Origin of the sequence: Natrialba taiwanensis DSM 12281 (genome assembly GCF_000337595.1) — an archaeon.
In the GTDB taxonomy this organism is placed as follows: Archaea; Halobacteriota; Halobacteria; order Halobacteriales; family Natrialbaceae; genus Natrialba; species Natrialba taiwanensis.
In genome coordinates this window covers 292,850-300,123 of sequence record NZ_AOIL01000009.1, presented here as the reverse complement: position 1 = coordinate 300,123, position 7,274 = coordinate 292,850, and the positions used below count along the sequence as shown (strand labels likewise).

The following is a 7,274-nucleotide window of genomic DNA, read 5'->3' as shown; positions in this document are numbered from 1 at the left end:
CCGAACACGGACGATAAGCCCGCCTGCGTACCGGTGAGTACTGGAGTGAGAGATCCTCTGGGAAACTCGATTCGCCGCCTCCACTCATATTCAATCTCCGAGCGAGTGGTCTCTGAAGACGGTTCGATTCCGTCGCTCGGGTTGTAAGCGGCCATCGCGGTGGGGTTCCTCCCGTACCCATCCCGAACACGGACGATAAGCCCACCTGCGTATCGGTGAGTACTGGAGTGAGAGATCCTCTGGGAAACTCGATTCGCCGCTTTTATTCATATCTCATTTAAACCGCGTAGTCTTCGGTATTCGCCGTCTTTTGTGCTACTTGTGTTCGAATCGATTTCGATCCATTGACGATGTTTTCGAGTTCAATCTGGTGGCGTGTCTGTCGGCTAGTGACGGAGTTGTGATTGGGTTCTGAGATGTGGTCACTGGTTCGGAGGGTTTGAGCCGGGGGGTTATTTCGATCCTGGCCGCCGTTACTACTGCGTGATGACTGTCGGTAGACGGCGTTCGGGTGTATGAGTCGCTCGAAGAGGATGATGAAGACGCCAATTCCAGCGAGAGCCACCGCGTCGCTAATGCGACGGTGGCTCTCGCTCTATTACTGAGTCTCCAACGTTACGCTGGTACAGTCTCCCACGGTATTTCAACTCCAGTGTGACTATCGACGACCGAGGCGAGACGCTTTCGAATACAGTATCCAAGCGATGCGCTGCAAGCAACAATGTGTGGCGGGGGAGTATCTATGATTTCTGACTGCAATCAGAAGCTTCCGTTCCCGTGATGCTCGCAGAGGAAAGAGTCGTAGTGCATCCAGTCCGTGACCAGAGTGTTATTTGGCTGTCAATTTAGTTCGGACATCGATGAGATACCGGTAATTTGGCATTTATAAGCGTGGAACCAATATCTTCACTAAGATGCACTCGTGGACCCGACCGGTGGTTTCGAACGCCCGCTGTTCAACGGGTTGGGTGAGACGGTGATCCCGCTCGTAATTCCGAACGGTACTCTGGTCCCGCTTGTGGTAGAGGGTGGGTCGAACCTGCTGTTAATTATTGCACTGATCATCGCACTTGGCGTGAGCGCGCAGGTGCTCGCCGACCGGTATCGCGTCCCGAGCGTACTCTTTCTCATTCTCGCAGGTGTCGCTGTCGGACCGGAGGGCGTCGGACTCGTGAGTCGAGAGTCGTTCGGGCCTGCACTGTCGACTATCGTCGGCTTGAGCGTAGCGATCATCGTGTTTGAGGGTGCGTTCCACCTCACCGTCGAGAAGCTTCGCGAGGCGCCCGCTGCTGCACTCCGACTGGTGACAGTGGGGGCCCTAGTCGCGTTCCTTGGGACGACGGTGGCGGTTCACTTCCTGTTGGCTGTTGAGTGGGCGATAGCGGCATTGATCGGCTCGCTCCTCGTGGCGACGGGGCCGACAGTCGTCACACCCATCCTCTCAGTCGTGCCAGTCCACAACCGGGTGGCCGCGGCACTGGAAATCGAGGGGATCGTTAACGACGTGACCGCGGCTATCCTCGCAGTTGTCATCTTCAAATTACTCGCGTCGCAAGAGGCCAATCCGACGGATTACGTCAGCGAGTTCGCGATGCGTCTCGGCGTGGGCCTGCTCGTCGGTATCGTCGTCGCCGGTGTACTCTGGTATCTGCTTACGCAGGTCCACCTCGCAACCGGTGGGACGCCCCAGAACGCTCGCCTGATGACGCTCGCGGGTGCGATAGTTGCGTTCGGTATCGCGGATACCATCGCCTCTGAGGCGGGGGTCGCCGCCGTCGCAACCGCCGGTATACTTCTCGGAAATACCGACCTCCCGTACAAGGAGACCATCGAGTCGTTCAAGGGCGACGTTACGCTCGTCGTTCTCTCGTTTATATTCATCGCGCTCGCTGCACTCATCGATTTCGAGACGCTGTTGACTCTCGGCCTCAAGGGGCTAGCGGTCGTGGTGATCATCGCGCTGGTCGTTCGTCCGCTACTCGTCTTCCTGTCGACGAGGGGTGAACAGTTCACGCGCAACGAGAGGGTGTTCATGAGCTTCGTCGGTCCGCGGGGGATCATTCCAGCAAGCGTGGCGACGCTGTTCGCCATCCAACTACAGACGACGGAACCGCCGTCAAACCCGGAAGGAGCGAACGCCCTCGTGGGGACGGTGTTTCTCGTCATCCTCGTGACGGTCGTGTTCGAGGGTGGCTTTGCCAGACAGATCGCGGAACGATTACGTGTGATACCAATGCGAATACTCATTGTCGGAGGCGGACAGGTGGGCCGCGCGCTCGCTGAGCGCCTCGAAGAACGCGAAGAGAACGTTATCGTACTGGAAAATGACGACTCGATAGCCGAGCAAGCGCGGGCCGACGGCTTCTCCGTCCGCGAAGGCGACGGTACCGATACCAAGGCTCTGCGGAACGCCGGCGCTGACAACGCGAAGACCGTGGCCGCTGTCACCGGTGATGACGACACGAATCTGTTGATCGCCCAGCTCGCCAAGTCGAAGTTCGATGTCGAGACGGTCATCGCCCGAGTCAATGATCCCGACAATGCTGACGCGTTCGAAGAACTCGGCGTCAAGACAGTGTCATCCACAATGGCAACTGCGTGGGGAATCGATAACATGATCGAACGCCCGGCGCTGTCGAACTGGATGACGGAACTGGGCCGAAGCGGTGACGTCCAAGAGATCGAGGTAACCGCGGAGAAACTCGTCGGCCGGACCATCGCCGACATCGACGCCGAGATTCCAAACGAGGTGCTGATTGCGCTCGTCGACCGCGGTGGTGAGAGCACGGTTCCCCGCGGTGATTTCGAACTCGAATACGGCGACCGCATCACCATCCTCGGACAAACTGAAGCCGTCGACGAAGCTATTGACAGAGTTCATCCACACGTGTAACTGGGAGTCGAAGGTCCGAGATACGAACGAATCAGTGGTCCACTTCGCCGCGGAGCAGAGCGATAGTGTAGACGTAATCCAGTATCGGTGTGGTCCGAAGTGACGAGAATACTATAGAAAAACTCATCTCGGAAGTGACTAGCAACTGTAGCCTATTCTCCAACTCTCGATATCATTGGGTTGTGTTCAATGAAACAAGTGGAGAGGAGACAAGTATCTATTTGTCCGATCTCAGTAGAATCACATCCGATCCTGAGGGGAACGATTATATAGTCTGACCGTGAGATGATGTGTGGGATGATAGTATGAGACGCGCTGGCATAGATATCGGTGGAACGTTCACGGACGTCATTCTCTTTGACGAAGAGACGGGAGACGTCGAAATCGAGAAGACGCCCTCGACGCCGGCTAATCCCGCTGACGGAGTCATCAACGGACTGACCAAGTCAGATACGGAAATCGGCGACTTGGAGTTCTTCTCGCACGGATCGACCGTCGGGACAAACGCGCTTATCGAGCGCGAATTGCCGCGAATTGGCCTGATCACGACCGAGGGATTTCGGGACGTACACGAAATCCGCGACGGGACGAAAGAGGATCTTTGGGATGCGTACGAGGACGTTGCCGATCCCTACGTACAGAGGCGGGATCGACTCGAGGTAGCCGAGCGTATCGATTATGCGGGAAACGTCGTCGAACCCCTAGACGAGGAGACTGTTCGAGAGGTCGTTCGGATCTTCGAGAAGCGCGGTATCGATACGATTGCTGTCTCGTTGATCAATGCATACGTTAATGGAGAGCACGAACAACGAGTCGAGGAAATCGTCGCGGCGGAGTATCCTGCTGCGTTCGTTTGTACATCCCACGAGATTTTGCCGGAGATGTTCGAGCACGAACGGACCAGCACGACAGTCATCAACGCAGCGCTGGTGCCGGTTGTCCGCGACTATCTGACCGATCTCGAAGCTAAACTCGATGAGCGTGGATACGATGGCGATGTCCTCGCCATGCATTCGGGTGGCGGCGTGATGACGACTGAGGCCATCGCTTACTACGCGGCTCGTATCGCAAACTCGGGCCCGACAGCGGGCGCGATCGCGAGCCAGTATATTGCCGATCAGTGCGGCTTCGAGAACGCGATCGGGTTCGATATGGGCGGTACCAGCGCTGACGTTTCGCTTACGCACCAGGGCGATATCGAGATGACCGACGAGTGGGCCGTCGAGTACGGGTATCCGATCATGTTCCCATCGACGGATATCGAAACGATCGGTGCCGGCGGTGGCTCAATTGCCTGGATTGATGACGGTGGCTCGCTTCGGGTTGGCCCGAACAGCCAGGGTGCCGATCCAGGACCGGCTTGTTATCTTCGGGGTGGAGATAAACCGACGACGACCGATGCGAACGTCGTCCTCGGCTGGGTCGATCCGGATCGGTTCCTCGGCGGCGACATGAACGCGACCGCCGAACCCGCCCGGAAAGTTATTCAGCGCGACATCGCCGATCCGCTCGGACTCGAGCTCACGGAGGCTGCGTCGGCGATTGAACAGATCGCGGTCGCGAACATGTGTAACGCCGTGCGACTGGTTTCGACGAGTAAGGGCTTCGATCCGCGCGATTTCGCACTCGTCGCATTCGGCGGTGCGGGACCGTTACACGCGGCACACGTCGCTCGGGAGATGAACGTTCCACAGGTCATTATCCCGCCCTATCCAGGAATCAATTCGGCGCTCGGCTGTCTGCTGGTCGACGTCGAACACGATCTCTCGCAGACGTTTATCGCCGACGCCGCGGCGGATATCGTCGACGATATCGAGACCGCGTTCGCGGACATGGAGGCCGAAATCCGCGAGCGACTCGACGAGGAGGGAATCGACGAGAGCGAGATGCAGATGGATCACGAGATCAAGATGCGGTATACCGGCCAGTGGCGCTCGCTCGAGGTCGGCTGCTCGCGCCCGCTCGAAAGCATGGAGACGATTCGGGAACGCTTCCATCGCCAGCACGAACAGACGTACGCCTACTCTGACGAGGGCCAACCGGTCGAAGTCTACGGATTGCACGTGACCGGTCGCGGCGTTGTCGAGAAACCCTCGTTCCCCGAAATCGACTCGGGGAAGGCTGATACGGCCCGGCGAACGACCCGAGATGCGTACTTCGAGGCTGCAGGCGAGTTCATCGACACGGCCGTGTACGAGCGCGCTTCACTCGGGGCGGGGGCGACGCTCGAGGGACCTGCGATCGTCGAGCAAATGGACTCGACGGTGGTCGTCCCGCCGAACGCGACGGCCGAGGTCGACGAGACGGGTACCATTATCCTCACGGTGTAATCATGACTGAAACGCAACCACAGACGGACATCGATCTCGACCCGGTTACGTTCGAAGTGCTTCGCAGTTCCTTCACGAACCTCGTCGACCGGATGGCACAGCAGATCCGACGGACGTGCTACTCGTTCGTCATTTACAATCGCGACTTCAGCAACTGTCTGAACGACGCCGAGGGGAACACGGTGATGCAGGGGTCGAAGGACATCGCCGTCCACGTCGGGACCCTCCACTACACCTGCAAAGAGACCCTCGAATACTTCGAGGGCGACATCAATCCTGGCGATGTTTACATCGTCAACGACCCCTACCTCGGCGGGACACATATCAACGACGTTCGGATCATGCGGCCGGTCTTCTACGAGGGGGAACTCATCGCCGTCACGCAGTCCAACGGCCACTGGGCCGACGTGGGCGGCCCGGCTCCCGGCTCGTTCAACATCGAGGCGAACGACCACTTCGCGGAGGGAATGCGCATCCCGCCGCTGAAAATCTGGGACGCCGGCGAGTTCCGCGACGACGTTGCCAACCTTCTGACCACCAACATGCGCCTTTCGGAGGACCGCATGGGCGACCTTCGCGCCCAGACCGAGGCGACGCGGATAGCCGAGGAACGACTGCTCGAACTCGTCGAGAAGTACGGTGTCGACACGGTCATGACCGCCTTCGACGAGTCGAAGGACTACGTCGAGCGCATCATGCGCGAGCAACTCAGCGACCTTCCCGACGGTACCTGGCACACCCGGGACTACATCGATGCCGACCCGAACAAAGAAGAAGGGTTCGTCACAATCGATGTCGAGATGACCATCGACGGCGACGAGGTCCACTACGACCTCTCCGGATCGGACGAGTACGTCGGCAACTTCCTGAACTCGACGTTCGGGACCTCCTTTTCGGCGGTCGTCTCCGGGACGAAGATGTTCTTCCCCGACGTGCCGCTGAACTCGGGGCTCTACCGCGTCGTCAGCGCCGACCTTCCTGAGGGAACCGTCGTCAACGCACCCGAACCCGTTCCCGTGACGGGCTCGGTCGCCGGCGCGTACGAGAAGGTGATGAACGCCATTTTCGAACTCTGGTCGGAGGTGCTGCCCGAGCGGGCGATGGCCTGTGCGTTCAACCTCGAGTACCTGCTCGCGGGCGGGCAGGACCAGCGCCCTGGGCGCGACGGCCAAGAGTTCGCCTGGTACGACTGGATGGCCGGGGGCTGGGGCGGCCGCGACGGCAAGGACGGATCGAACGCGACCGCGCCGGTATTCGGAGCCGGACTCGCCGTCCAGTCGCTCGAGGGCCAAGAGCGAGACACGCCGCTCGTGACCAGCGAGCACTCGATCGTCACCGACTCTGCGGGCCCCGGCGAGTTCCGCGGCGGCTGCGGACTCCGCAAGGGCGGCCGGATGCTCGCCTGTGAGAACAGCGTCATGTCGTACTGTTCGGACCGCGCCCGGTCGATCACCTGGGGGATCAATGGCGGGCTTCCGGGCATTCCCCACGGCGTCACCCTTACTCGAGACGGCGAGTCCCAGGACATGGGGACCGTGTTCTCGAACGTCCCGATCGACGAGGGAGACGAGTTCGTCCGTCCATCGTCGGGCGGCGGCGGATTCGGCGACCCGCTGGAACGCGATCCCGAGGCGGTTCTCGAGGATGTCAAAGACGACTACGTGTCCGTCGAACGTGCCGAGCGGGATTACGGCGTCGTCATCGAGGAAATCGATCCGGATGTCTGTGCGTACGAGATTGATCCCGAGGCAACCGACGAGCAGCGCGCGTTCATCCGCGCCAATCGCGAGGACTGGCTCCGGGAAGACCCCGACGCGATCACCGAGCGCTACCACGAGGGTGAACTCGACAAACTGGATCTCATTCGCCGCTACGGCGTGATCCTCGACTGGTCGTCCGGCGAGTTACTCGAGCGGACGACGGCGGAGTTCCGCGAACTGCTCCGAGAGCGGGCGGCGAGCGAGTGGACGCCAGTCGAGTAACGTCGAGGAAGTGCCCACGGCGCGTCGGAGTGCCATTCCTCGGTTTGGTGTGCGATTTACCGATCACCC

Annotated in this window: 3 protein-coding genes and 2 rRNA genes; all 5 read left to right on the top strand. The window is 59.7% G+C overall.

The window, feature by feature from the left end:
- Positions 1 to 83 (top strand): 5S ribosomal RNA (gene rrf, locus C484_RS25100); the annotation flags it as partial.
- 60 nt (positions 84 to 143) lie between these two features.
- Positions 144 to 265: ribosomal RNA gene (rrf, locus tag C484_RS02200) — 5S ribosomal RNA — on the top strand.
- Positions 266 to 922: 657 nt separating this feature from the next.
- Complete coding sequence (locus tag C484_RS02190) at positions 923 to 2,893, top strand: cation:proton antiporter domain-containing protein (RefSeq protein ID WP_006824346.1); 1,971 nt, start codon at positions 923 to 925, stop codon at positions 2,891 to 2,893.
- A 305-nt stretch (positions 2,894 to 3,198) separates the two neighbouring features.
- The gene (locus C484_RS02185; RefSeq protein ID WP_006824345.1) at positions 3,199 to 5,223 is read left to right on the top strand and encodes a hydantoinase/oxoprolinase family protein; all 2,025 of its coding nucleotides are present in this window, start codon (positions 3,199 to 3,201) and stop codon (positions 5,221 to 5,223) included.
- Positions 5,224 to 5,225: 2 nt separating this feature from the next.
- Positions 5,226 to 7,205, top strand: coding sequence for a hydantoinase B/oxoprolinase family protein (locus C484_RS02180; protein WP_006824344.1), 1,980 nt, complete (start codon positions 5,226 to 5,228; stop codon positions 7,203 to 7,205).
- Positions 7,206 to 7,274 lie beyond the last annotated feature (69 nt).